At 36.8% G+C, this 25576-nt stretch carries 25 protein-coding genes, 1 riboswitch and 1 other annotated feature; of the genes, 10 read left to right on the top strand and 15 right to left on the bottom strand.

Translation table 11 applies throughout. The features are described from left to right. Positions 1–2: 2 nt before the first annotated feature. The 13 genes from SM124_RS21155 to SM124_RS21095 form a co-directional block, all read right to left on the bottom strand. Positions 3–584: a cob(I)yrinic acid a,c-diamide adenosyltransferase gene (locus tag SM124_RS21155; RefSeq protein WP_322448509.1), complete on the bottom strand. Its 582-nt coding sequence runs from the start codon at positions 582–584 to the stop codon at positions 3–5. Continuing rightward, entirely contained in the window at positions 581–991 is a 411-nt protein-coding gene (locus SM124_RS21150; RefSeq protein WP_322448508.1) for a bifunctional adenosylcobinamide kinase/adenosylcobinamide-phosphate guanylyltransferase, read from the bottom strand. The genes SM124_RS21155 and SM124_RS21150 overlap by 4 nt, the downstream gene beginning before the upstream one ends. Beyond that, positions 943–1551 carry a histidine phosphatase family protein gene (locus SM124_RS21145; RefSeq protein ID WP_322448507.1) on the bottom strand — a complete coding sequence of 203 codons (609 nt, stop codon included), beginning with the start codon at positions 1549–1551 and terminating at the stop codon, positions 943–945. Before SM124_RS21145 ends, SM124_RS21150 begins: the two co-directional genes overlap by 49 nt. Further along, positions 1509–2300, bottom strand: a complete 792-nt coding sequence (cobS, locus tag SM124_RS21140) for an adenosylcobinamide-GDP ribazoletransferase (RefSeq protein ID WP_322448506.1) — start codon at positions 2298–2300, stop codon at positions 1509–1511. The genes SM124_RS21145 and cobS overlap by 43 nt, the downstream gene beginning before the upstream one ends. After that, positions 2287–3795, bottom strand: coding sequence for a cobyric acid synthase (locus SM124_RS21135; RefSeq protein ID WP_322448505.1), 1509 nt, complete (start codon positions 3793–3795; stop codon positions 2287–2289). Before SM124_RS21135 ends, cobS begins: the two co-directional genes overlap by 14 nt. Beyond that, a complete protein-coding gene (locus tag SM124_RS21130; protein ID WP_322448504.1) occupies positions 3792–4367 on the bottom strand; it encodes a bifunctional adenosylcobinamide kinase/adenosylcobinamide-phosphate guanylyltransferase in 576 nt (191 codons plus the stop codon). Before SM124_RS21130 ends, SM124_RS21135 begins: the two co-directional genes overlap by 4 nt. After that, the gene (gene cobD, locus SM124_RS21125) at positions 4346–5428 is read right to left on the bottom strand and encodes a threonine-phosphate decarboxylase CobD (RefSeq protein WP_322448503.1); all 1083 of its coding nucleotides are present in this window, start codon (positions 5426–5428) and stop codon (positions 4346–4348) included. Before cobD ends, SM124_RS21130 begins: the two co-directional genes overlap by 22 nt. Continuing rightward, entirely contained in the window at positions 5385–6368 is a 984-nt protein-coding gene (cbiB, locus tag SM124_RS21120; RefSeq protein WP_322448502.1) for an adenosylcobinamide-phosphate synthase CbiB, read from the bottom strand. The genes cobD and cbiB overlap by 44 nt, the downstream gene beginning before the upstream one ends. Then, positions 6365–7837, bottom strand: coding sequence for a heme ABC transporter ATP-binding protein (locus SM124_RS21115; RefSeq protein WP_322448501.1), 1473 nt, complete (start codon positions 7835–7837; stop codon positions 6365–6367). Before SM124_RS21115 ends, cbiB begins: the two co-directional genes overlap by 4 nt. Continuing rightward, on the bottom strand, positions 7838–8902 hold the full coding sequence (locus SM124_RS21110; RefSeq protein WP_322448500.1) for a FecCD family ABC transporter permease: 1065 nt from the start codon (positions 8900–8902) through the stop codon (positions 7838–7840). Continuing rightward, complete coding sequence (locus SM124_RS21105; RefSeq protein ID WP_322448499.1) at positions 8868–9827, bottom strand: ABC transporter substrate-binding protein; 960 nt, start codon at positions 9825–9827, stop codon at positions 8868–8870. The genes SM124_RS21110 and SM124_RS21105 overlap by 35 nt, the downstream gene beginning before the upstream one ends. A 185-nt stretch (positions 9828–10012) precedes the next feature. Then, positions 10013–10223, bottom strand: a riboswitch (cobalamin riboswitch). Positions 10224–10327: 104 nt separating this feature from the next. Continuing rightward, entirely contained in the window at positions 10328–11068 is a 741-nt protein-coding gene (gene sfsA, locus SM124_RS21100; protein ID WP_322448498.1) for a DNA/RNA nuclease SfsA, read from the bottom strand. A gap of 61 nt (positions 11069–11129) precedes the next feature. Beyond that, complete coding sequence (locus SM124_RS21095; RefSeq protein WP_322448497.1) at positions 11130–11906, bottom strand: hypothetical protein; 777 nt, start codon at positions 11904–11906, stop codon at positions 11130–11132. Between the two features lie 403 nt (positions 11907–12309). Here SM124_RS21095 and mgtE point away from each other — a divergent pair, with 403 nt between their 5' ends. From mgtE to argS, 3 genes are all read left to right on the top strand, one after another. Continuing rightward, positions 12310–13668: a magnesium transporter gene (gene mgtE, locus SM124_RS21090; protein ID WP_322448496.1), complete on the top strand. Its 1359-nt coding sequence runs from the start codon at positions 12310–12312 to the stop codon at positions 13666–13668. A 207-nt stretch (positions 13669–13875) separates the two neighbouring features. Next, positions 13876–15048 (top strand): FtsW/RodA/SpoVE family cell cycle protein, encoded by a 1173-nt coding sequence (locus tag SM124_RS21085; RefSeq protein WP_322448495.1) that lies wholly within the window; start codon positions 13876–13878, stop codon positions 15046–15048. A 60-nt stretch (positions 15049–15108) separates the two neighbouring features. Continuing rightward, positions 15109–15326 (top strand) — a binding site (T-box leader). A gap of 224 nt (positions 15327–15550) precedes the next feature. After that, positions 15551–17245: an arginine--tRNA ligase gene (gene argS / locus SM124_RS21080; RefSeq protein WP_322448494.1), complete on the top strand. Its 1695-nt coding sequence runs from the start codon at positions 15551–15553 to the stop codon at positions 17243–17245. 227 nt (positions 17246–17472) lie between these two features. On the opposite strand, the gene SM124_RS21075 is transcribed toward argS, so the two are convergent. Further along, the gene (locus SM124_RS21075; RefSeq protein ID WP_322448518.1) at positions 17473–18342 is read right to left on the bottom strand and encodes a sulfite exporter TauE/SafE family protein; all 870 of its coding nucleotides are present in this window, start codon (positions 18340–18342) and stop codon (positions 17473–17475) included. 165 nt (positions 18343–18507) lie between these two features. Between SM124_RS21075 and SM124_RS21070 the strand changes: the two genes are divergently transcribed. Beyond that, a complete protein-coding gene (locus SM124_RS21070) occupies positions 18508–19095 on the top strand; it encodes a YqaA family protein (RefSeq protein WP_322448493.1) in 588 nt (195 codons plus the stop codon). 64 nt (positions 19096–19159) lie between these two features. Here the strand turns inward: SM124_RS21070 and SM124_RS21065 are convergent, their stop codons facing one another. Further along, positions 19160–20050 carry a diacylglycerol/lipid kinase family protein gene (locus tag SM124_RS21065; RefSeq protein ID WP_322448492.1) on the bottom strand — a complete coding sequence of 297 codons (891 nt, stop codon included), beginning with the start codon at positions 20048–20050 and terminating at the stop codon, positions 19160–19162. A 241-nt stretch (positions 20051–20291) separates the two neighbouring features. Between SM124_RS21065 and SM124_RS21060 the strand changes: the two genes are divergently transcribed. The 6 genes from SM124_RS21060 to adhE all read left to right on the top strand — a co-directional run bounded on the left by SM124_RS21060 (position 20292) and on the right by adhE (position 25553). Next, complete coding sequence (locus SM124_RS21060) at positions 20292–20927, top strand: pyridoxamine 5'-phosphate oxidase family protein (RefSeq protein ID WP_322448491.1); 636 nt, start codon at positions 20292–20294, stop codon at positions 20925–20927. 18 nt (positions 20928–20945) lie between these two features. Beyond that, complete coding sequence (locus SM124_RS21055; protein WP_322448490.1) at positions 20946–21515, top strand: GNAT family N-acetyltransferase; 570 nt, start codon at positions 20946–20948, stop codon at positions 21513–21515. A gap of 246 nt (positions 21516–21761) precedes the next feature. Next, positions 21762–22226: a hypothetical protein gene (locus tag SM124_RS21050; protein ID WP_322448489.1), complete on the top strand. Its 465-nt coding sequence runs from the start codon at positions 21762–21764 to the stop codon at positions 22224–22226. Positions 22227–22261: 35 nt separating this feature from the next. Next, the gene (brfA, locus tag SM124_RS21045) at positions 22262–22492 is read left to right on the top strand and encodes a ribosome rescue factor BrfA (RefSeq protein ID WP_322448488.1); all 231 of its coding nucleotides are present in this window, start codon (positions 22262–22264) and stop codon (positions 22490–22492) included. 168 nt (positions 22493–22660) lie between these two features. Continuing rightward, entirely contained in the window at positions 22661–22888 is a 228-nt protein-coding gene (locus SM124_RS21040) for a hypothetical protein (protein ID WP_322448487.1), read from the top strand. 46 nt (positions 22889–22934) lie between these two features. Next, on the top strand, positions 22935–25553 hold the full coding sequence (adhE, locus tag SM124_RS21035) for a bifunctional acetaldehyde-CoA/alcohol dehydrogenase (RefSeq protein WP_507185127.1): 2619 nt from the start codon (positions 22935–22937) through the stop codon (positions 25551–25553). The last annotated feature ends 23 nt before the right edge of the window (positions 25554–25576 follow it).

Below are 25576 nucleotides of genomic sequence, written 5' to 3'. Positions count from 1 at the left end.
GATTAGTCCTCCTTGCGTTTTCCCTCTCTAAACACTTTTGCACTTCTTACATACTCAACATCCTTTACGTTCAAACGGAAGTTAATCACTCTTGCAAGAGCAAAGAAGTAATCTGATAAGCGGTTTAAATATTGCCTACATACTACAGGGACTGTCGGGTCTTCTTTAACTAATGTCACAACTAAGCGTTCTGCACGACGAGTAACCGTTCGAGCAATATGAATAGAAGCTGACGGTTTTGTTCCCCCTGGTAAAATAAAGCGCTCTAATTCCGGTGCTTCCTTAATAAATTCATCAATCTTACATTCTAAGTAAGTAACCGCTTCTTCTGTCAGCTTCGGTTCTCTGTTTTTCATCACATTTGCTAAGTCGCCACCACAATCAAATAACTCATGCTGTATTTTCTCTAAGTCTTCTAACACATCTTTAAAAAGCTCTGTATCAAGTTCTGTAATGGCTTGGCCAACAAAGCAATTGACTTCATCTACCGTTCCATACGCTTCTACACGTACATCATCTTTATCCACTCTTCCTCCAATAATACTTGTCTGTCCTTTATCCCCTGTTCTTGTATAAATTCTCATAATTCTTCCTCCTTAATTGTTTGATTGATTCCATACCAAATAATATCTACTCTACTTGAAAGACTTACAATATCCTGATAGACCCAGCCTGTTAAATCACGCCAGTTTCTATGTTCTTTTTCCATTGGAACAATTCCTTTCATGATATCTGTTCCAATCACAATGACTTGTCTATCAGCTGATTCCTTTTCCCATACTAACCATTGTTTTAAATTTTCTCGCCAATGTTCCCGAGAATACTTTTTCGTCCATTGCTCCATTCCCTCTAAAACGACCTTTCCTTTAAAGGTTGTAGGGTTTGGAAATTCTTCTCCTTGATAGGAGGAAATCCAGTGACATTCGTTATTCAATAAATTCTTTACCCATGCTCGTTTGCCGTTAAAGGCACCTCCCGTAACAAAGTGCACCGCTCTCCCCTCCTTAAACCATCTCTATCGAAAATAAGCTCATACCCCATCTCATGAGAAACAGACCAATCCCAGAACTCTCGTTTATTAGGAGCGTATGTGGTTAATAAGTAACGAATCACTCCACCGTGTGTCATAATTAATGTCTTTCGAGCCTGTTTTTTTTCAATAGTATTAATGACCTTTTGCCATCCATCCTCAATCCTGATTGAAAAATCTTCAAACGCCTCACCATTAGGAGGAGTATGTTTAAAAGGCCAGGCTATCCATTTCTGGTAATCTTCACAGTCTTTAAGTTGTTCATAAGTTTTTCCTTCAAAAACCCCAAAGTTCATTTCTCGAAACTCCGTTAATAGATGGGGTTTAACATCTGGAGCATATTTCTTTAAGGTTGCTATACATCTATTTAAATCGCTTGAAAAATATAATTCATAGTAATCCATATTTGATGGACTATGAGAAAAACATAAAGGTGAGTCCGTCCACCCCAAATATTCCTTTCTCCTGTTTGCTTCTGTTAGCCCATGACGAAATAGTGTAATAACCACACGGTCATCCATAGCAATATCTCCGTCCCTTCTACAGAAGCTCCTACTACATCTCCTGTGATTCCACCAAACCATCTTCGAACTTTAGCACGAATAACAAAGTAACACCCTAACGCAACCAGATTAAGAATGAGCGCTAGAACAATTAAATAGAGATCTAGAAATGTGAGTAGAGCAATGCATATGACGATATAGAAAGGATACGCTGCTAGAGAGCTAGGCTTTGCAGCTTGTTGAAACATGATTGCCAATCCCTTATCTTTAGCTGAAGGAACCGTTAACAGAAGCATCCCCATCACTAATTTACTAAAAAACGGGATGAGCGCAATCAATAAATAGGAAACAAGATTGACCCTTTCAATAATCTCGTAGATGAACAAAAAACGAGAGCTTAACAATACTAAGACCGAAAGTACACCGAAAGCACCCGTCCTCGGATCACTCATGATTTCTAATCGTTTTTCAGTACTTTGATAGGAAAAATAAGCATCACTCGCATCCATCCAGCCATCTAGATGAATTCCTCCAGTTATTACTATTGTGAGCAACCAAAGAAGGAAAGCGATTGCCAAAGCTGAAAAGGGTGACCATTCCGTAAGTAAAAATAATATTAAGGCGTATAGTAATCCTTGAAACAAACCTAATATGGGAAAAGTTTTGATCGCATGCCTTAAATGACCTTGATCCATTGGGAGTGCAATAGGAATTGGGATACTAGTAAAAAATTGTAGATTAATTAAAAACCCTTTAATCCACTTCATTTTGTTTTCTCCCGTTTACAATTGATAAAACTTGCTCCCAATTCAAATGGCTCATAACATGGTTAGCCAACTCATCATACTTTTGTGCTTTTAAACTAGCCGTCTCAAGCACTTTCCTTCGAGGCAGACCCTTACTTTCACGTATTTGATTCAGCCAATGATTTCTCAATTCATCATTATGAAAAAGGTGATGGATATACGTACCAATCACTTTTCCACCCTTATCGTAATACCCCTCCGCTTGGCCATTATCTAACTCTAAAAAATAACAGCCATTCTCAATTTCTGTCCTACCTAAATGAACTTCATAACCCTCTACTTCTCGCTTTAAGCTAAGTTTTGTAGAAGGGTGAAACCTTCCTTTGGTACGGACAGTTTCTTTATGCTGATAAAAGGTTGTTACTGCCGGAATGATATTTAAACCCTTCTTTCGACTATCAAGGGTACCGGTGTCTGTCCCTGCTTCATCAATCAGTTCCTTCCCTAACATTTGAAATCCACCACATATTCCAATGATTGGTTTAGCTTTCTCAATATGATGATAAATCCTATCGACCAGGCCGTTTTGTTTTATGTACTGTAAATCCTTTATCGTACTCTTCGTTCCAGGAATAATAACAGCATCCGGATTTCCGAATTCCGCCGCGTTTTTTACCCAACGCACACGGACATCTTCTTCTAACATAAACGGTTCTATATCACTATAATTTGATATAAAAGGTAACTGGATGACAGCGATGTCTAGGTCAGCCCCTTCACTTTTACCATTATTTTGAATGGATAAAGAATCTTCACCATCAATCATATGATTTTCTATATAAGGAAGCACTCCTAATACAGGAATTCCAGTTTTCTCTTCTAACCAACTTATGCCGTCTTCAAAAAGATGGATATCTCCCCGGAATTTATTAATTATTACCCCTTTCACTCGTCGTCTCTCATCTTCAGTTAAGAGCTCTAAAGTCCCTACAATACTGGCGAATACCCCTCCACGGTCAATATCAGCTACAAGAATGACCGGAACATCAGCTATTTCTGCCACTTTCATATTCACAAGCTCTTTATCTTTTAAATTGATTTCTACTGGACTACCGGCACCTTCGATAATGACGACATCAAATTCTTTTTGTAGTTCTGTTAAGGCAGACTGAATCACTGCAAGTCCCTTTTCGTAAAAAGTTTCACGATATCCTACTCCAGACAATACTTGCTCCGCTTTTCCTAAATAAACTACTTCGGACTGTAAATTCGATCTTGGTTTCAAGAGAATTGGATTCATCCAAACGGTCGCTTCTATTTTAGCCGCCTCTGCTTGAATTCCTTGAGCTCTTCCAATCTCTTTTCCATCAAGGGTTACGTAAGAATTATTGGACATGTTTTGAGACTTAAATGGTGTAACTTTATACCCTTCATTAACAAAGAGTCGGCATAAGGCAGTGACAATAAAACTTTTTCCCACATCCGATGCCGTTCCTTGTATCATAACCCCCTTCATCTTCTCTCCCCCTTCATTAAGATTGGAATACCCGACTCAATTAAATAAGCTTGATCCGCGTTAGTTACTAGTTGCTGATGTAACCGTCCAATTAAACGACCATAGATAAAAACGAGATCATTATTAAGCAATCCTTCATGTAATAATTCATTGCTTACAACAATAAGTGTGTGACACTTCTCCCTCAATTGATCAATACCCGTTAAAATCCAGTCTTGTACTTCTAATTGAAACTTCTCATCCCAATCCTGATGACGAGTAAAAAATTCATTATTTAATAGGGTTGTTAAGCAATCCAACAAGATGATGTCTTTATTCGAAAATTTAGGCGCAAGGTTTCCAACATTATGGGACTGTTCCCATGTATTCCAGTCTAATTCGCTATTTGTTCTTTCTTGTTGATGTCTAACGATTCTTTTTGCCATCTCCGAATCAGAGTTTACTCCTGTAGCTATATAATGTAGAGACCCCTCGGTTCTGATTGATTCCATTTCCGCTAGCCTTTCTGCAAAACTACTTTTTCCACTTCTTACACCGCCCGTAACAAAGACTAGTCTAGATGTATTCGCCACTCTTGAAGCACCTCCATGAGCTGGTCATTTTCTTCCGTACTCTTAATGGCAAAACGTAACCAACTTCCTTCTAATCCAGGAAAATTAAAGGTGTGTCTTGGAATGATTCCTTTTTGAAGTAAAAAAGTAAATAGTTGAAATGAATCTTCTGTCTTTGCATCACGTAATAAATAAAAATTCACCTGTGATGGAGACACAATAAAATTTTCTTTTTCAAAAAAAGAAAATAACCTCTTCCTCTCTCGTTGAATGTAATTCTGTGTATTAATGATAAATGCCTCATCCTCTAAGCATGCTTCCCCAGCTAGCATAGCAATGGTGTTTACACTCCAGTGGGATTGATAAGTAGTGATTTGTTCAACTACACTCTCTGTAGCCATCACATAACCAAGTCTTAATCCTGGTATGGAAAACATTTTAGTCATTGAACGCAAGATGATTAAGTTTGAATATTGCTTAATCAAACTAGTAATTGATTTGTAATCTACTAAAAAATCATAGAAAGCTTCATCTAAAATCAGTTGGCAATCGTTTTTGTCACATAGTTTAAGGATATCTATAATCTGGCTCTTTGAATAAACAACACCTGTTGGATTATTGGGGTTACATAAGAACATTGCATCAGCTGTCCTTAATTCCTCTTTTAACAACTCTAAATCAACCATCCAGTCCTGTTGATGGTTCACCTGAAGATAACGGACTTCACAACCATTGGCCTTACAAGCTTTTTCATACTCAGAAAAAGTCGGTTGAATAATAAGAACTCTCTTCCCAGTTAACATTCTAGCTATAAGTGTAATTATCTCTGCCCCTCCATTACCGATAAGAACTTGAGTGGATAGAAGGTTTTCTTTCTCAGCAATATTTTCTTTTAGCCTAGTAGAATATGGGTCAGGATAAACATTAATTTTATGTATAAATTCATTCCACTGTTTTGTTAATGATTCCGGTGGCCCCAAAGGGTTAATATTGGCGCTAAAGTCGATATACCTTTTGGGTAAGGGAAGACCCATGGCTTCAAATAAATACTGAGGATTCGATCCATGAGATGGCCATTTCAAACAAAACCCCTCCAATCCATAAAGTGAATAAAAATAGTAAAACGGTTCGAGTTAATATTTGATTTGTTTTTAAAATATGATCCTTAGCTAACGGCACAATAGGATCTCCCATCTTGGCTCTGTTGGATATTACTCCTTTGTAATAGTTAATTCCTCCGAGCTGAATACCTAATATAGCAGCAACTGCCGCCTCTCCCCAACCACTATTCGGACTTGGATGCCTTTTAGCATCACGAAATAAAAGAGTCCACACAGCTCTGTAATTTGATTGCTCAGGCCTCGTACTAAGAAGCATTAGTACACCCGTGATTCGACTAGGAATCCAATTGACTACATCGTCGAGTTTGGCTGATGCCCATCCAAATTCTCGGTATCGTTCGCTCATATTTCCAACCATTGAATCACATGTATTGATTGATCGATAGACCATGGCAAGTGGTGCTCCACCAATCAATGCCCAAAATAACGGAGCTGTGACACCATCGCTTGTATTTTCGGCTACTGTCTCTACCGTCCCTCTAACAACCTCTTTCTCATCAAGCTTTTCCGTATCTCTTCCGACAATATAGGAAAGCTTCAATCTTGCTTCCTTCATATCACCCTTTTTCAATGGATGATAAACTTCTAGGGCAGCCTCCTTCAAGCTCTTTTGAGCAATGGTAGTAGCAATGATTAATCCTTCTACTAAAACTCCTAGAACAGGATGAATAGAATAAAAAGCTGCTGTAATGGCAGTAACCACTAGAAAAACGGTCACTAAAACAAAAAGGAGCATAAGAACTCCTTTAAACTTTTTTGAGTAACCGCTATTTAGTTTCTTTTCTAGCTTTGAAATTAGAGAACCGATCCACCTAACCGGATGGGGCCATGTTGGTGGATCACCTATAATGGAGTCTATGATATAAGCCACGCTAATCGCTAATAAGTGATACGTAATCATTCTTGAATCCTCTTTACATATTTTCCAATTGCCTCTGTTGTACATTCATACACACCTTTACTAATTAATTTCCCTAAAGGTGTGATGGTTCCTGCAAATTCTAAGCTTTTTCCACTTTGTGTAGCCGCAATTAGGATACTGTCCGTAGATGTCCCTGTTGCTAATGTACCGGTCATCCGGTCTATTACCATTTGGTCTTGGAGAGATTTCACTTTTGCTTCTGTGGCCGTCATAATCCCTTGTATAAAAGCTTCCTCTGTAATATTTCCATTGATAAATACCCATGTATTAATGGTCCCTGGAACCATTTCAAATGAATGAGAATCACTTTTAGAAGCATCAACAGCATTCCCTACTCCCGCTGTCACAACCACAAATACTGAAAAATCTTTTTCTGTATATAAACGATACGATACATCTTCCAGTCGAACGGCTGTCATCATTCCTACTGACTCGTTAGGATCAAATCCATGAGATCTTATATACTCAGCCATTTCTTTTCGATGATCGCTACAATCATAATTTTTGTCCACATGACGGTTAATAAAAGTTTCGTACCAACCCATCCCAGCACCAACTACTCCTGAAGACATCGTTCTTAAAGGGACTGATGACTGTAATACAATGTGGTCCTTACTAAGGCTAAGCATGTTGGGGTTGATTATAGGATCTTTTTTCTCGAGCTCATTCTGCCATTCTGGAAGAAGAACCATTTGCGGAACAGGTACTTTAGGATGTGGATGCTTTTTGATTTCAGTTTGATAAACTTCTTTAATTCGTTCTTCTTTCAATACTTCATTAGGGGTACCACGTTTATTAATGGCCCCTTCATTTAGTAAAAGTAATTGGTCACAATAAAGCCCTGCCAAATTCAAATCGTGAAATATGGATATGACCGTTAAACTACGTTCGTTTGTCCATTTCTTTAATAAATCTAGTAATTCCTTTTGATAAGATAAATCTAAATGATTCGTTGGTTCATCTAGCAATAAGATTTCAGGCTCTTGGGCTAAAGCTTGCGCAAGATAGACTCTTTGTCTCTCGCCTCCAGACAGCTGCTGAATATCACGATGGGAAAAATCGGCTACACCCGTTTGTACCATCACCTGCTGGACGATTCTCTCATCCTCTTTTGACCATCCTTGAAACCAGCCATCTAGATGGGCATATCGACCAAGTGAGACCGTTTCTTTTACTGTATAAGAAAAGGCTTGAGAAGAATGCTGTGGCAAAACGGCTACCATTTTAGCTAGTTGTTTTGGTGTAAATTTAGATAGCAATTGACCATTTACCGATATGCTACCTTCTTGAATAGGAAGAATTCCGCTAATCATTTTCAATAAAGTGGTTTTCCCGCTCCCGTTTGGTCCTAGGATACCGAAGAGTTCTCCTTTTCCTACTTCAAATGATATATTCCGTAGTATGGACTCTCCTGTATAACCTCCACACACTTGTTGAACATTCAGCATCTACGAACCACTTCTTTCTGCTCGTTTTCTTTGTAATAAAATCATTGCAAAAACAGGGGCACCTATTAGAGCAGTAATGACTCCTATCGGAAGCTCGGTCGGCGCAATGATGGTTCTCGATACAAGGTCTGCTAATATAAGAAAGGCACTTCCCGTTAGTATCGATAACGGGAGTAGATGCTTATGATCCGGTCCCCAAAGTAAACGAGAAAGGTGAGGAATAACTAGGCCAACAAAACCAATCGTTCCAGAAACTGCAACGGCAGCACCGGTTAAAATAGAACCTGCCGTTAGTATAATCATTTTTCTTCTCTGAACGTTTACTCCTAAATGGTGTGCCCTCTCTTCTCCAAATGACATCGCATTTAGCTCTCTGCCATTTAACATTAAGATAAAAGATCCTAAAATAAAGAAAGGCAAAATAATTTTAATGTATGCCCACCCACGCATGGACACACTTCCTAATAGCCAGTTAATAATTTGTCTTAATTCATCACCAGTTAACGCAATCATTAGAGAGATAAGTGCACCTAAAAACGAACTAAATATAATTCCTGTTAATATAATCGTTTCCACCCTCATGGAACGCTCAATTTTTTGCGCAAATGTCAGTACAACAAAAATAGTAAGAAATGAAAATAATATACTTAATAATGGTAAGGTAAAGGAACCGACAAATGGGATAGAAATTTGAAAAAACAGTGTTAAGACGGCACCTACAGAGGCGCCTGATGAAACCCCTAATGTGTAGGGGTCTGCAAGTGGATTCCTTAATAGACCTTGAAAGGCCGCCCCCGCTATTGCGAGAGCCGCCCCTACAAGACCCGCTAATATAACACGGGGCAAACGTATGTTCATCACTATATTTGTGTGCATTTGATCAATCTGATTAACAGATATAAACGGAAACACTTTTGATCCTATTATTTGTACAATACTAAGTATTGGAACAGATACCGTCCCAATTGATATTCCTAGAAGCATAGCAAAACAAAGAAACGCTCCCGCAACGAAGTAAGCAATAAGCTTTTTATTTAAATACTTCTGGGTAAACTGCCTTTGCAATTGCCTCTACTCCTTCTACAAGTCTTGGACCTGAGCGACTTGTCATGTCAGAATCTACATCAAAAATTTGTTTTTCTTTTACAGCTGTTACATTTCCCCAACCCTCACGACTCAATACTTGACCAACTGGATCCTCGGAGTAATAACCATAAGTTGTAAGAACGACATCCGGGTTGCGCTCAATCATAGCTTCTTGGTCAATTTTTACCCAACCTTCAAGGTCACTAGCTGCATTTTCTGCGCCTACCATCGTTAGCATTTCATCCATAAACGTATTTTTTCCTGGAGTGTAAATATCCGGAGCTGGAGAAACTTCTACAAAAACGACTTTCTTTTCTTTAATGGAAGCAGCTTTTGTTTTGATTTCATCTATCTTTGCTTTCATATTAGCAACAATTTTCTCCGCTTCTTCTTTCTCACCAGTTACTGTGCCAATTACTTGGATCGTTTCATACACTTCATCAAAGTTTGCAGCATTTTGTACAACAAAGACTGTAATTCCAGCATCTCTTAATTGCTGAAGTCCTTCTGTAGAATTATGTGCGCTTGAAGCATGTGCTAATACTAAATCAGGATTTAAGGAAATAATTTTTTCTAAATTAAATTCCATTCCACCAATTTTCTCTTTTGTTGTTGCTTCTTCAGGATAATTATCGAAATCGGAGACTCCTACAATTTCTTTATTTAAGCCTAGGGCAAAAGCAATTTCGGTATTACTTGGGATTAATGATACAATCTTTTCTGGTTTAGCCTCTATCACTACATCATTGTCTAGAGCATCTTTAATCGTAACTGGAAATTCAGCCTCTACCTTTTCTTCTGTAGCTGGCTTACTCTCTTCTTTAATTTCTTTAGTTTCCCCACAGCCAGCTAGAACTCCTAGCGAAAGTAACACTAAAAATAAAACTGAGTAAAACTTTTTCATTTTAATAGCCTCCTAGTATTTGCCTATGAAAATAGGCTTTTGCGGTTGGTGATGTTTTTTAGTTGGTTAAGCTTTATGACAACAAAAAAACATCCCCTACATGGAGATGTTGGTGTTGTATGGGAAGACCTATTATTAATTAAATTCAAAGTCTGGCCATACACCTTCCTATCCTCGTAGGTTTTTTGGTGCAGCAAAATTAGGCAGGTCTCCTGACTCATGATCATTGCTTGCTGAACCTTCCCATACAATTTCGTACAGTGGATAATCAGCTTACTCCCATTTACAGTGGCGGGACCGTGTTGGATTTACACCAACTTCCCTTTTAAGTCTTCATAAACATTCATTTTTCATATCAAAAAACGAATGGAAGACACCTAACTTTAAAACGTATATGAAGTTTTTATATCACTATGAAAGATTATACACCATTCACTCGTGCCAATTGCAACCATTTTCTGATAAATTTCTACAATTTTCTTCAATTTATGTATACTTTATTAAACAAATTGTTCTTCAGGATAGACCTCCAGTTTATTACCTAAGCCAATACCATCCAAAGATAAAAAACAAGAACGCCCGATCATTTTCACTCCACTCTTATAGGCATTAGCAAATGCTTCAGCAAATAAGGGGTCAATGTGAGAGGCGGTTGTAACTTGGTCTAAATCCTCTCTTTGAGCGACAAAGAGAATCGCTGTTTCATATAAATTTCCATGTGCAATCTCGGATAATTCTTTTACGTGTTTCGTCCCTCTAGCGGTTACAGCATCAGGAAATCTTCCCACCCTATCATCAGCCAAAGTCACACTCTTTACTTCAAGCAATAATTCCCTTCCTACGTTGTTTTCCAAAAGGAAATCCCATCTTGAAACTCCTAATTTATATTCTGACTTCTTATAGTTCCATCCGTTCAGTTCCTCGATGGCATTTTGCTTAAGTGCTCGTTCAATTAATCGATTCGGATAAGTTGTATTAATGGAGACGAATCCACCCGGTATTAACGGGTTTTCACAGAGAACCGCCGTCCATCTTGTCTTGCGTTTTGGATTATCATTTTCTAGTAGCCAAACAACAGTTCCCGGTTGTAATAGCTCTTTTAGTCGACCTGGGTCAGCCAAATGTACGATTACTTGTTCATTCCCTTCTTCTAAAACACAATGAAGAATAAACCGATTCGGCCTCTCTAGAAAAATGGACTTTTTTAAAGGTTTAGGAAAAAGTATTTTAATCTGTTCCACTATTCATCACACCTTGTTTTTGAGGATAAATATAAGAAGCTTGGCCATAAACAGCCAAGCCTTAATTGGAGTAGGATCTCCACTCACGTAACTTTTTATCAAAGACTAATTTGATATCACACTTGCCTTTTACCACTTTTTCATACTCATCATACATATCATCCATGTTATTATAGTCACCTATTACCCAAATAGGAATTTCTATTTTAGCACGATTTTGAGTCATATCTTGCAGAGAGATGACCATACCTTCTTTCATTAATGATCGCATATTTAAAAGAAAGTCCATTGGGAGAGAAGGGAAAATCCGCTTTTTCTTTAATCCAAAAAGATTCTTTTCTACCTTTTTTTCTGATAGCTTATCTGCGACTACATCCCCAACCATTCGGTAGAAATCTGTCATGTTGCGGTAGTATACTTTATTCCACCAACCATCGTCATGAGCAAGATAGACAAATCGATTTCTAAGATGGTTATAAAAAGGCTGTTTTAAATGATCCTTAATATGCCCTAAGTACAAAATTTCTGCCAACTCTTGTCCAGGTAGTTCATCAAGCCCTTCTACTTCTTCAAAATCAATCCAACAAAAGTCTCCGTATCCATAGACATCGTCTTGAATTAACTTTTTAAATCTTTCATTAGGTACATACTCTAACAAGGTATGCATATTAAAATCCCCATCATCAAATTGATGTTTCAGTAATAATACATGATTCATCAAATCAGAGAGAGATCTAGCAAATTCCGCAAACTCAATCCCATATGACATAACATATTGGTCTTTTTCATTAAGATGAATATAAATGATTTCCCGGACTAAATGGTTGTTTCTTTTCAACTGACTAAACCCCCGTACAAAATTAGCGATGTTTGGTTTCAAATAGACTAGGCTTTAAACACATTAAACTGACTTGTAGCAATTCATTTTTCATCACGTACATAAGCCCAGAATAATATTAATTTATATTATCAGAAAGTAAGGAAGAAATCTTATTTTATGTAAAATATTCATGAGCCATTCATGGCACCTCTATATATAGACGAACATATACTATTAATAGTTTCAAAATCTATTAACTCGAATATAATTGGAAAACTTTTTTTATGTTAAACAGATAAATTTTACATAACATCCATTTCAATTAGTCAATATTTTTCTTATAATTAACATGCCTTTAAAATGATAAGATATGTTTCATGCACGTTATCAATCAGGTTTCCTGTGAAAGGAGTGTGGCTACATGATTAAAAATATGACAGAAGATCAAATCACACTTTATATTATCAAAGCCTTGAAAGAGAATAGACATAAGGAATTTGAAGCCATGATTGACGAGCTTCAACCTTATGATATAGCAAAAATTTATGAGGAATTACCTCTTAAACATAAAAAACGTTTTTTATTATATTTGAATATTGATTCTCTTGCTGACCTCATGCAAGAACTAACCAAGGAAGATCAACTTGATGTCTTAAATAAACTGGGGATTGAAAAATCAGCAAAAGTATTAGATGAAATGGACAATGATGACTTAGCCTCTTTACTTGATGATTTATCGCCTGAAAAAATCACCATTCTTCTATCAAAAATGAAGAAAGAAGAGTCGGATATTGTTCAAGACATCATGAACTATCCTGCTGAAACGGCCGGTCGATTAATGACCAATCGTTTCGTATGGATTCGAGATTACTATTCTACAAGAGAAGCGGTAGCTAAACTAAAAACCTTTGCTGATTTTGCTGAAACCATTAATTACTTGTATGTTGTTGATCAAAACCGCCAACTTGTTGGGGTTGTTTCATACCGCGATCTTTTAATGGCTGAACCAACTGAACTCATCCGCAATATTATGTATGAGCGTGTTATTTCCGCTCACGTTGAAACAGACCAGGAGGAAGTGGCTCGTCTTATCGAGAGGTATGACTTCTTAGCGATTCCTGTTGTTGATGAGGATAAGACTTTAGTCGGTATTATCACAGTCGATGATGTGATTGACATCGTGATTAAGGAAGCAAACGAAGATATTGAAAAGTTATCCGCTTCTGGTAAATCCATTGATTTCGACACACCTGCCTTTGTAGCAGCATATCGGCGGCTACCATGGCTCATTCTTCTTCTATTTATTGGACTAATTTCAGGAAGTATTATCAGTGGATATGAAGAAACGCTTGAAAAGGTAGTTGCACTTGCCTTTTTTATGCCGATGATTGCAGGCATGACAGGTAATACTGGAACACAATCATTAGCTGTTGTTGTCCGTGGATTAGTTTCTAACGATATTGATAAAAATGTCGTGAGTCGTCTCGTATTACGAGAAACTGGAGTGGGAATTTTAATTGGATTAACATGTGGAGTGCTAATCTCTATCATCGCATACGTTTGGCGAGGAGATCCGATATTAGGACTAGTCGTCGGTGCATCTCTATTATTAACTTTAATCATTGGGACTCTTGCTGGTACAGTGATCCCTTTAATTTTATACCGATTCAATATTGACCCTGCCATTGCTTCCGGTCCGCTTATCACAACATTAAACGATATCTTTTCATTAGTAACTTATTTTGGTATTGCAACTATGTTCATTCAATATTTAATGTGATTGTCTAAGGTTGGCTTTCGTATAAGTCAACCTTTTTCCTTTTCCTTTAATGAAACTAAACATAATTTTGATTCGTCTCTTATATGTATATCTAGTGTGTAATCGTTTGAGTTTGCACCAAAATTTTCAACAGGTATGTTGTAAGGGTATATTTTCTTTGTTAGGATGAATTTGTAAATAAAAAGAGACTAGAGACTAGGTGTTTTAATGGAGAAACAAAAGAGAGTGTCAGAAAGATTTGATTGGACATTATGTTTAATCCTCTTCTTATTATTTTTAGTTAGCTGTGTAGCTATTTATAGTGCACAAACAACAGCACAGTATAATGAAAACTATTTTTTTAGACAAATATTTTGGTATGGTGTTGGAGCGGGGATCGTAGCATTTGTTATGTATTTCGATAGCGATCAGTTTAAAAAATTGTCATGGTTACTATACGGTTTTGGTGTATTCCTATTAATTGCATTAATATTAGCCCCTGAGAGTATCGCTCCCTATCGTAATGGTGCAAAAAACTGGTTTTTAATTCCCAAAGTCGGAACCATTCAGCCCTCTGAGTTCGTTAAAATATTTTTAATTTTAGCATTAAGTAAGGCAATCACTTCACATTATGAGAAATACATCAATAAAACACTAAAAACAGATTTCTATTTATTTATAAAGCTAGGGGTAATCACTATTGTTCCTTTAGGATTAATATTGAAGGAAGACTTAGGAACTGCACTCGTAGTTATTGCTATTTTTACAGGAATAATTTTAGTTTCCGGAATCTCGTGGAAAATTATTGTACCCGTATATACTCTAGGAGCCACTTTTGCCGGGATTGTTCTTTCCTTTGTTATCTGGTTCCCACATGTGTTACAAAAATATTTTGATATAGATCCATATAAATTCAATCGTATTCACTCATGGTTGGATCCTGATCAATACAGAAGCGGAGATGGATTTCACTTGTACTACTCCCTTCGCGCCATCGGTTCAGGTTTAATTACTGGTAAAGGATTCGGTGAAAGAGAAATTTACTTACCAGAGCTACATACTGATTTTATTTTTAGTGTGATAGGAGAAGAATATGGTTTTATAGGGGCAAGTATCGTGATTGGCCTATTCTTTATCTTAATCTACCATCTAACAAAGGTTGCTCTAGAAACGAATGATCCATTTAATACTTATATTTGCGCAGGGATCATCAGCATGATTACCTTCCATGTGTTTCAAAATATCGGGATGACGATTCAGCTTTTGCCGATCACAGGAATTCCTTTACCCTTTATTAGTTATGGAGGAAGCTCCTTAATGGGTAATATGCTTGCGATGGGCTTAGTCTTTAGTATGAGATTTCATCATAAAACCTACATGTTTGGTGCAGAATCAAAATAACCTTTTCAAATTATGAATTCTTAAGTATAATTACCAATAAGATTTTGGAAAAATTAATAAAAACAATCGATGATGAAGAGAGTAATAAAAGCTTCGTTTCTCGAGCGAAACAGGGATGGTGGGAGCCTGTTGAAACCCTTTTATGAAACGCACTTCTAAGATGCAAGATTGAAATGACAGTAGGTCTTGCCGGATAAAGTTCCGTTAAACTTTTTTGAAGAGGTCCTTTTGGGACAATCAGAGTGGTACCGCGGGTAATATTATAGCTCGTCTCTATTTTATATAGAGGCGGGCTTTTTTATTAGAAAAGCGGAAGCGCCCCGGTTAGCGACGTATGGACTGGAGCGCCTCGACTGAGATAAAGGAAACACGAAGAGCGTGAGCGATTCGATGTTGACTTATCGTAGGGAGAGGAGCGAAGTACACTAGTCGCTGGGCGCTGGAGCTAGACAGTTAACTTTCAAAGCTTATACTTTCATTTTTCTTAATAAGGAGAATTTATATGAATTTTAAAGCCATTTTTTCGAGTAGTTTGCATGATGCGTTAGAGAACGCATTACACAAAGATCAGATTGAATCATTAATTGAAATTCCTAAAAGCTCAAATCACGGGGACTTAGCTTTTCCTTGTTTTACATTAGCAAAACAGCTCCGAAAATCTCCTGCTTTTATTGCCGAAGAAGTGGCAAAAAAGATTAACAGTGATTGGATCAAAAGAGCTGAAGCGGTTGGGCCGTATGTTAATGTCTTCTTTAATAAAAGCTTGGTAAGTTCAGAGATTTTAAAAGATGTTCTGAGTGCAGACCATAATTATGGATCATCCACAATTGGGAGTGGAAAAAACATCGTACTCGATTTTTCTTCACCTAATATTGCTAAGCCATTTTCAATGGGTCATTTACGATCAACGGTTATTGGAAATGCCCTTTCTAATATCGCCAATCAATGCGGTTATAACACTTTCCGGATCAACCACTTAGGTGATTGGGGAACACAATTTGGCAAGCTCATTACTGCTTATAAAAAATGGGGAGAAGAGAGCAAAGTAGCCGAGAGTCCTATTCAAGAGTTATTTAAACTATATATAAAATTCCATGAAGAAGTAGAAAACCAGCCAGAGCTTGATGATGAAGCGCGGAAATGGTTTAAAGAACTCGAGAATGGAAATGAAGAAGCAACGAAACTGTGGTCTTTGTTCCGTTCCGAATCCTTAAAGGAATTTCAACGTATATACGACCTTTTAGGAATACAGTTCGATTCTTTTAATGGAGAAGCGTTTTACAATGATAAAATGGAAGCGGTTGTTGAACAATTAGCTTCTAGTCATTTACTAGAAGCATCTGAAGGAGCTGAAGTTGTTCGATTGGATGATCAAGATCTGCCACCTTGTCTAATTAGGAAATCAGATGGTGCTTCTCTATATGCCACTCGTGATTTAGCAGCCGGTATTTATCGCAAACAACAATATGACTTCTTTAAGGCACTTTATATTGTTGGTCAAGAACAAACCGTACATTTTAAACAGGTCAAGGGAGTCCTTAAAAAGCTCGGTTATGATTGGGCTGATCAAATGGAACATATTCCTTTTGGTCTTTATTTAAAGGATGGCAAGAAAATGTCTACTCGAAAAGGAAGAGTAGTTCTCCTTGAAGATGTACTGAAGGAAGCAATCGAGCTTGCACAGAAAAGTATAGAAGAAAAAAATCCTCAGCTAACAGATAAAGAGTCGATTGCAAAGGATGTAGGAGTGGGAGCCGTTCTATTCCATGACTTAAAAAATGACCGCATGAACAATATTGAGTTTTCTTTAGAAGATATGCTTACATTTGAAGGTGAAACAGGTCCTTATCTTCAGTATTCAAATGCTCGTGCCCACTCCCTATTAAGAAAAGCAGAAGTTCAATCAATAGAAGCTGTATTCACACACGGACTCGACGATTCTTATAGCTGGGAAGTAATTAAATTAATAAATGAATGTTCAGCAAAAATGGAAAAATCCTTTGAATTACTCTCTCCATCTGTACTAGCTAAATATTTAATAGATTTAGCTCAGGCATTTAATAAGTTTTATGCACATGTTAAAGTACTAGAAAAAACAAGTGACTACAATGAAAAACTGGCCTTAGTTAAAGCGGTTACGATTGTTCTAACAAAAGGATTGAATACATTAGGTATGGGTGCTCCAAAACAGATGTAATCAGAAAAGCGGAAGCGCCCCGTTTAGCGACGTATGGACTGGAGCGCCTCGACTGAGATAAAGGAAACACGAAGAGCGTGAGCAATTCGATGTTGACTTATCGTAGAGAGGGGAGCGAAGTACACTAGTCGCTGGGCGCTGGAGCTAAACAGTAGTCTAACTTCAAAAAGTATACTTTGTTACCTCTTGAAAAAATGCGCTTGGAGTTTTATCCAAGCGCATTCCTTTTATGAAGCCTGTCTTAATTCCTTCTTCTTCACACGGTACTTCGTAATAGCTCGAACAAAGAAGTAGGTAATGAATATACTTAATAAAACTAAACCAACAACACTTAGGTCAAACAATTTTAATAAAACACTTGTTAAAGTGGCTGTATATAATACCGCTAACAAAGTACTAATTTCCTTATTTTCAAAGTACACTGTCAGTTTAGCCCCGAATTGAGAGCCAATTAAACCACCAGCAATTAAGAGTAAACCTACTCGATAATCTATTGAAATGGTCATTGCATAAGAGATAAAGCCGACTGTAACGATCATCATAACCGCAAATAAACTTGTTCCCACTGCTTTTTTCGGTAAAAATCCTAAAAAGGCAATGGATAGTGGTACCATAATGAAACCTCCACCCACTCCAAGGGTTGTTGAAACAAATCCTCCTACGAAACCAATTAAAACCAGTTTGTATAAAGCTGGAGATGGTGCCCCATCCTGTTCAGCAGCAGTTGTTTTCTTACCTTGTTTGAACATCTTCAAAGCAAAATAAGATAGTAAGATGATGTAGAATATCGGAACCGCAATCTCGTCCCATCCCTTTTTCTCTAAAAATAATACAAATGGTCGTGCAAATTGAGTAGCAACTACTCCACTAAGTCCTAGTATAAGTCCTTCTTTATAATAAATATTTTTTAATTTAATATGTGCTGTGATTCCGGAAATTGATGTTCCAATTGTAAAGAATAAACTAGTCGTAATGGCTTCTAGAGGAGAAAATCCAATTAAGAGTAAAATTGGAGTTAAAATAAATCCCCCACCCACTCCAAAAAATCCGGATAGTACACTAATGATTCCACCTAAAAAGAAAAACAATATTAACATTTCCACAAAATAGCTCCTTTTCTCGCTGTTGTTTTCTTTCTATTCTAAATCATTCTAATACTTTTGTATATTTAGTATTCCTAAATAATTTGGTTGAACATGACTTAACGTTTTTGAAGTGATATACTTCACATATATCGCTTTTGTCGAAGGAGATTTTAATTCATGTCTGAGATAATTCATTTTATAAAAGATATGTTAGCTGAGTATGGACTATGGGGATTAATTTTTGTTTCCTTTGCTGACTCCTCTTTTTTCCCAATTCCTCCAGATTTCTTGTTGATTCCTATGGGCATTGCTAATCCGGATAAAGCCCTATTCTATGCATTTATCACCACGGTTGCCTCTGTATTAGGTGCCATCTTTGGATGGTTTATCGGAAAAAAAATCGGAAGGCCCTTTCTTAAATACATAATATCTGAAAAAAGAATTGCCACCGTTGAACATTATTTTAATAAATACGGATCAATGGCTATTTTAATAGCTGGTCTAACTCCGATTCCCTACAAAGTTTTTACGATTTTTGCGGGTATTTTAAAGGTTCCTCTAAGAACTCTTGTGATATGGTCCATTATCGCAAGGGGCTTACGCTTCTTTTTAGAAGCTGCTATTATTTTGACTCTAGGCGAGGCCGCGTTACCATATATTGAGGAGAACTTTGGTCTCATTTCTATCGTCGGAGCGCTACTTATTATTATCCTTTACACGGTTTATGTAATGGTTAAGAAAAAGAAAAAAGCCTCTAGCAGTTAGGTAGTTGAATAACACTTTGAAACATGAGACAAAAATCAGTGAGACTTCACTGATTTTTGTCGTTCTATTTTGGCTTTACCATTATTAAATGATGTTTTAAAACCTTAAACTCACATGGCGTTTCTAAGTATACTTCCCCGTCCATATCCGCTTTTAGTATCTTCTCCGTTGTAATTTTAAACTGTTGACTAGATAGATGTTCAATTTCATTAGTATACTGATCATTGATAGAGGCATCATTTATAAGTAATTCTTTTAACAAAGCCATATTTGCCTCTTTAACCATAAAGATATTTATTGATCCGTCATCATATGAAATATTTTTAAACGGTAATTTATTTGTTCCAATATAGTTCCCATTCGTTATTAATATCATGATTCCCTCTCCATTGACGGTTCCATCTTCATATTCTATTGTATATCGAAAAGAATCGACTTCATTTATCGTTCGAATAGCACTTAGGAAATAACTTACCCTTCCTAGAAGTTCTTTTTCTTTATTTTTTATATTAGAAGAGGTTTCTGTTACCAAACCAATTCCCCAAAAGTTGATAAAATAATTTTTATTAACTTGAATAGTATCCACAGGAACCCTTTCCCCTTCTACTATTTGCAAGGCCGCTTCTTTAATATCCAAACTGTATCCTAATGTCCTAGCAAAGTCATTACATGTCCCAGCTGGTATAATACCAATCGCAGGACGTTTACTGAGTGGAGCCAAGCCATTTATACATTCATGAACAGTCCCGTCACCACCGACTACAATGACTAAATCCATCTCACTACCGTATCGTGTACATAATTCTATTGCATGCTTAGGTTTATTTGTTTTTAACAATAAAATTTCTTCAAACTTGGTAGAAAGTATGGGGATACATACACCTATCGTACGATTTATATCTTTTTGTCCTGCATTCCCGTTATATATGAGCATGGCCTTTTGGATTGATTTCATCTCGCACCTCTCTTCCATACTATCTATACCCCAAAACCATTTACTTAAAGCTTAATTTGAATAATATGGATTGTCCCTTATTTCCAAATACCACTCTTGCTTATGAGAGGTATTTGAAACTATAGGTGCACAATCTAATAATTTTATCAAATTTTTACCTTTTAGTAATTTGCTTAAGTTATAGTTATATTAATTGGATGATTTTTCAATAATTAAGATTGATATACAGGGAGGGATTAACTTGGTCGAAGTAAACTTTAAACAGATTGTTCAAAGTGAGGAGGAACTGAGAGAACTTCTTGGTTTCCCAAGTGAAACGGTTAAGAACAAATCAATAAATTTTCTAGATGAGCATTGTAAACATTTTATACAAAAATCACCTTTTCTTATGCTTGGTACATCTGATAAGGATGGAAATTGTGACACATCTCCTCGAGGTGACCACCCCGGTTTTGTGCTTATTGCAGATGACCAACATATGATTATTCCAGAAAGACCTGGTAACCGTCGAATGGACTCTTTAAGAAACATCCTGTCTAATCCTCAAGTAGGACTCATCTTTATGATTCCTGGACTGGAAGAAACACTTCGGATAAACGGTACGGCAAAAATCACTAAGGATGAAGAACTATTACTGAAAATGACTGCTTTCGGGAAAACACCTCAACTTGGCATTGTTGTAAAAGTTGAAGAATGTTATCTCCATTGTGCCAAAGCATTTAAGAGGTCGAAACTGTGGAATCCAGAGAGTTGGCTCGAACAAGAGGAATTACCACATCCAGCAAAAATATTAGCTGACCATGTAAATCTACCTGGTGTAGACGAGAAACAAATTTCTGTAGTTTTAGAAGATAGCTATAAAAATAGATTATATTAAAATTAAGGGGTATACATAATGAACAATTCCACTAAGCCAGTTCGATTTTTAGAAGGAGAAAGGGTTTACTTAAGACCTATTAGTTTGGAAGATACTGAAACTTACTTTCAAATGTTATACGATCCAGAAACAAGATTATTAACCGGAACACAGAGAACTTGGACAAAAGAACAAATTACACGCTATCTTGACGGCAAAGCAGGGGATTCCTCTTCTGTTCTATTACTAATTGGCTTGCGTGAAACAGATGAAATCATTGGAGATATTGCAATACAAGGCATTGATAGCATGAATCGAAATGCGAGCATTCGAATCGCGATAAATAATAAAGGGCACCAAGGGAAAGGATACGGGCAAGAAGCGATGAAACTCATGCTTGATTATGGGTTTGGAATTCTGAACCTACATCGAATTGAGTTAAATGTTTTTGCCTTTAACGACCGGGCAACACATGTGTATGAAAAACTTGGTTTTGTAAAAGAGGGAGTTAATCGTGATGCTCTTTACTTTAACCACCAATATCATGATTCGATTACGATGAGTATACTAGAAGATGAGTATAGGGCATTACACTTGAAAAAGGATTGAAGAAATAGCCTTAATCTAATGTGGATTAAGGCTATTTATTTTAAATTGGAAACGTTGAGTAGTTTTTTGAATAGCTATAGTATAGTGAGAACTCACATTTAGAATGGAGGCTGCTGCCACTTGAAAACATATTTAAAATTGCTTGTTTATCTTATCGGAATTTTTCTTTTAACCTCTTGTAACATTGGAAACAAGAATACTTCCGTGGTCACAATTAAGCCCTACACCCTTAATGAAGAGGAACAAATGTTGATTAGCAAGACAGGGGTAAGCAGCATTCACTATTTTGTCATGAACGGAAAACTACTTGAAAACGATGATCTCCATTATGAAGTAGAAATATATAAAAATGGGGAACTGACGGATCAAAAATTAGGTTCCTATGGTGAAATCCAAAAATCATTTAAAGATACTCTTCTCTCCTTTGGTGTAAATGACTTAACTACATCATCCAACAAGCATTTTCTTGACATTTTAGCCGGCCAACCTGGTGGATTAATGTCTTCTTCAAAAGAGCATGAAATGACCGCATGGGGTCTATCCAGCATGATTGATAACAAAGTAACGTTAGTAAAAGATGAACCTCTCTACCTTGCAGCTTGGGTAGGTACAACTAAAGAAACCTTTCAAAGTGGGTATGATGATATCCAAAGTATGATAAAGAATAATGAGCTTACAATTGTTTACAAGATTACATTGGTTGATTCATAATATGTATCTAAGAACATTTTTTAGGAGGAAAAAAGATGGCTAAATCAAAAGCAAAAAAATATCGAGAGAAGTTAAGCCGCGAGGGCAATAGAAATCCAGAAGCAAATCGAAGCCCTTTTGCTCTATTGGATCTACAAACTAAAAAAACAAAAACGAAGAAGGATTGTTTATATCAGAAAAAACACAAGAACCATTATTCTAGAGAAGGAATAGATGGTTCTTTTTATTTTCCGAACGGGTATATTTTTACGATTCTCCTTAATTAATTATTATACTAATATAATAATTAATTTTGTAAGCGTTTTCTTTATTAGGTTAGGAAAACATTGATAAATCAAGATTTATACAACCTTCAAACTTTGTTCAATATTTCACAATCTATTTTCTTTTTTATGTGTTAATCTAGAATCAAGAAAACAATCGAGGTGATAATCATGATGCTATGTGAATGGAAAAACTTCTCTTCTGACACTGAATTATACACTCTTGAAGCTTTTGAAGAATTGATTGGTGACGAATTTGAATCTATGATGTTTAAGGATGATGAAAATATACCTGCTTTCATTTGGACAGTAAACTTTGTCATTATTGTTAAACGTTGCTCAAAAATGTACACAGATATTTCATTTGAGAGAATACCAAGGAATCCTGTTTGTGAATAATCCCTTTTTTTAATGATACTTGTGAAATGTTTCACAAACTAATATGATGGAGGTCTTTATCATGGTAGTAAAGGAAAAAGTAGTAACGGAAAAGCAACCTGTTTCTTCAATGATTGATCAGCTCGTAGAAAAAGGTCAAAAGGCTTTAAAGGAATTTTACGGATTCACTCAAGAAATGATTGATGAAATTGTTAAGCAAATGGCTCTAGCTGGATTAGATCAGCACATGCCTCTTGCTAAGCTTGCTGTAGAAGAAACGAAACGTGGAGTCTATGAAGATAAAATCATTAAGAACATGTTTGCAACAGAATATGTTTATCACAATATCAAATACAACAAAACAGTTGGAGTGATTCATGAGAATGAACACGAAGGTATTTTTGAGATTGCAGAGCCTGTTGGAGTCATAGCAGGAGTTACTCCAGTTACAAATCCTACCTCTACTACTATGTTTAAAGCTTTAATTTCGATTAAAACTAGAAACCCAATTATATTTGCCTTCCACCCTTCTGCACAAAAATGCAGTAGTGAAGCAGCAAGAATCTTAAGAGATGCGGCTATTAAGGCCGGGGCTCCCGAGAACTGTATTCAATGGATTGAACAACCTTCGTTAGAAGCTACACAAGCTTTAATGAATCACGCTCATATCTCACTTATTTTAGCAACAGGTGGAGCTGGCATGGTTAAGTCAGCCTATAGTTCAGGTAAACCTGCTCTAGGAGTTGGTCCTGGTAACGTACCTTGTTATATTGAGAAATCAGCAAATGTGAAGCGTTCGGTAAATGACTTAATTTTATCTAAAACCTTTGATAACGGAATGATTTGCGCCTCTGAACAAGCAGTTATTATTGATCAAGAGATTTATGCGGAAGTTAAAAAAGAGTTAGCCCATCATGGATGCTATTTCTTAAATGAGGAAGAACGTTCTAAAGTAGAGAAGTTAGTCATAAATGAACATTCTTGCGCTGTTAATGCAGACATTGTTGGAATGCCTGCTTACAAAATTGCTAAGATGGCCGGTGTAACGGTTCCTGAAGACACTAAAATTTTAATCGCAGAAATAATAGGAGTTGGCCCAGAATTCCCTCTATCTCGTGAAAAGTTAAGTCCTGTTCTTGCCTGTTACAAAGTAAATAACTTAGAGGAAGGTTTAACTAGAGCAGAGGAGATGTTAGAGTTTGGTGGTCTAGGACACTCTGCTGTCATACACACAACGAACGAGGCTGTTATGAGTGCATTTGGTACAAGAATGAAAGCCGGCCGAATTATCGTAAATGCTCCATCTTCCCAAGGTGCTATTGGTGATATTTACAATGCTTACTTGCCTTCCCTTACTCTTGGTTGCGGAACATTTGGAGGGAACTCTGTTTCAACAAACGTTGGTTCAATTCACCTAGTGAATATTAAAAAAATGGCTAAAAGGAATGTAAATATGCAGTGGTTTAAGGTTCCACCTAAAATCTATTTTGAAAAGAATTCTACTCAATATCTATCCAAGATGTCGAACATTTCAAAAGCTCTTATCGTTACAGATGAAGGAATGGTGAAATTAGGTTATGTAGATAAGGTTCTATATTACCTAAGAAAACGCCCAGACTACGTACACTGTGAAATTTTCTCAGATGTTGAGCCAGACCCATCTATCGAGACTGTCATGAAGGGTGCTGAAATGATGGCTAATTTCAACCCAGATGTCATCATTGCTCTTGGTGGTGGTTCAGCTATGGATGCGGCTAAAGGGATGTGGCTCTTCTATGAGCATCCTGAAACTGAGTTCCATGGTCTTAAACAAAAGTTTTTAGATATTAGAAAGCGAATTGTGAAATTTCCTAAACTTGGTAGCAAAGCACAATTTGTTGCAATCCCTACTACATCAGGCACAGGATCAGAAGTAACTTCTTTCTCTGTTATTACAGATATAAAAGAAAATATTAAATATCCTTTGGCCGATTATGAATTAACACCAGACGTAGCGATTATTGATCCACAGTTTGTTATGACTGTACCAAAACATGTCACCGCAGATACCGGGATGGACGTTTTAACACATGCTATTGAAGCCTATGTATCTGTTATGGCAAATGACTATACGGATGGTCTAGCCATTAAGGCCATTCAACTTGTGTTTGAATACTTGCCAAGAGCGTATCGAAATGGCAGTGATGAGTTAGCTCGTGAGAAAATGCATAATGCATCAACAATTGCTGGTATGGCTTTTGCTAATGCATTCCTAGGCATAAACCATAGCTTGGCACATAAGTTAGGTGCTGAGTTCCATATCGCACATGGACGCTCAAATACGATCTTAATGCCACATGTTGTACGATATAATGCAACGAAGCCTAAAAAGTTTACCGCCTTCCCTAAATATGAAAACTTCATAGCAGATGTGCGTTATGCCGAAATCGCAAAAGCATTAGGTTTACCTTGCCGAACGACAGAAGAAGCTGTAGAAAGCTTAATACAAGCAATTATAAAATTAGCCAAAGAATTAGATATCCCTATGAGTATAGAAGCAAACGGGGTTGATCTAGCGGAATTTGAAAGCAAAGTTGAAATTCTAGCAGAACGTGCATTTGAAGACCAATGCACAACGGCCAACCCTAAACTACCACTAGTAACAGAACTAGCAGAAATCTACCGTGCCGCTTTCAAAGGTGTTTAAGGTGACAGGCACCTGCAACATAT

Origin of the sequence: Robertmurraya mangrovi, assembly GCF_034427655.1 — a bacterium.
Lineage (GTDB): Bacteria > Bacillota > Bacilli > Bacillales > Cytobacillaceae > Robertmurraya_A > Robertmurraya_A mangrovi.
This window is presented reverse-complemented; position numbering and strand designations above follow the sequence as displayed.

What these genes read in the sequence shown, in the direction of transcription:
- SM124_RS21155 (WP_322448509.1), bottom strand. Translation starts at nt 584, where the DNA reads ATGAGAATTTATACAAGAACAGGGGATAAAGGACAGACAAGTATTATT.
- SM124_RS21145 (WP_322448507.1), bottom strand. Translation starts at nt 1,551, where the DNA reads ATGGATGACCGTGTGGTTATTACACTATTTCGTCATGGGCTAACAGAA.
- cobS (WP_322448506.1), bottom strand. Translation starts at nt 2,300, where the DNA reads ATGAAGTGGATTAAAGGGTTTTTAATTAATCTACAATTTTTTACTAGT.
- SM124_RS21135 (WP_322448505.1), bottom strand. Translation starts at nt 3,795, where the DNA reads ATGAAGGGGGTTATGATACAAGGAACGGCATCGGATGTGGGAAAAAGT.
- cbiB (WP_322448502.1), bottom strand. Translation starts at nt 6,368, where the DNA reads ATGATTACGTATCACTTATTAGCGATTAGCGTGGCTTATATCATAGAC.
- SM124_RS21115 (WP_322448501.1), bottom strand. Translation starts at nt 7,837, where the DNA reads ATGCTGAATGTTCAACAAGTGTGTGGAGGTTATACAGGAGAGTCCATA.
- SM124_RS21105 (WP_322448499.1), bottom strand. Translation starts at nt 9,827, where the DNA reads ATGAAAAAGTTTTACTCAGTTTTATTTTTAGTGTTACTTTCGCTAGGA.
- mgtE (WP_322448496.1), top strand. Translation starts at nt 12,310, where the DNA reads ATGATTAAAAATATGACAGAAGATCAAATCACACTTTATATTATCAAA.
- SM124_RS21085 (WP_322448495.1), top strand. Translation starts at nt 13,876, where the DNA reads ATGGAGAAACAAAAGAGAGTGTCAGAAAGATTTGATTGGACATTATGT.
- argS (WP_322448494.1), top strand. Translation starts at nt 15,551, where the DNA reads ATGAATTTTAAAGCCATTTTTTCGAGTAGTTTGCATGATGCGTTAGAG.
- SM124_RS21075 (WP_322448518.1), bottom strand. Translation starts at nt 18,342, where the DNA reads ATGTTAATATTGTTTTTCTTTTTAGGTGGAATCATTAGTGTACTATCC.
- SM124_RS21070 (WP_322448493.1), top strand. Translation starts at nt 18,508, where the DNA reads ATGTCTGAGATAATTCATTTTATAAAAGATATGTTAGCTGAGTATGGA.
- SM124_RS21065 (WP_322448492.1), bottom strand. Translation starts at nt 20,050, where the DNA reads ATGAAATCAATCCAAAAGGCCATGCTCATATATAACGGGAATGCAGGA.
- SM124_RS21055 (WP_322448490.1), top strand. Translation starts at nt 20,946, where the DNA reads ATGAACAATTCCACTAAGCCAGTTCGATTTTTAGAAGGAGAAAGGGTT.
- SM124_RS21050 (WP_322448489.1), top strand. Translation starts at nt 21,762, where the DNA reads ATGTTGATTAGCAAGACAGGGGTAAGCAGCATTCACTATTTTGTCATG.
- brfA (WP_322448488.1), top strand. Translation starts at nt 22,262, where the DNA reads ATGGCTAAATCAAAAGCAAAAAAATATCGAGAGAAGTTAAGCCGCGAG.
- SM124_RS21040 (WP_322448487.1), top strand. Translation starts at nt 22,661, where the DNA reads ATGATGCTATGTGAATGGAAAAACTTCTCTTCTGACACTGAATTATAC.
- adhE (WP_507185127.1), top strand. Translation starts at nt 22,935, where the DNA reads ATGGAGGTCTTTATCATGGTAGTAAAGGAAAAAGTAGTAACGGAAAAG.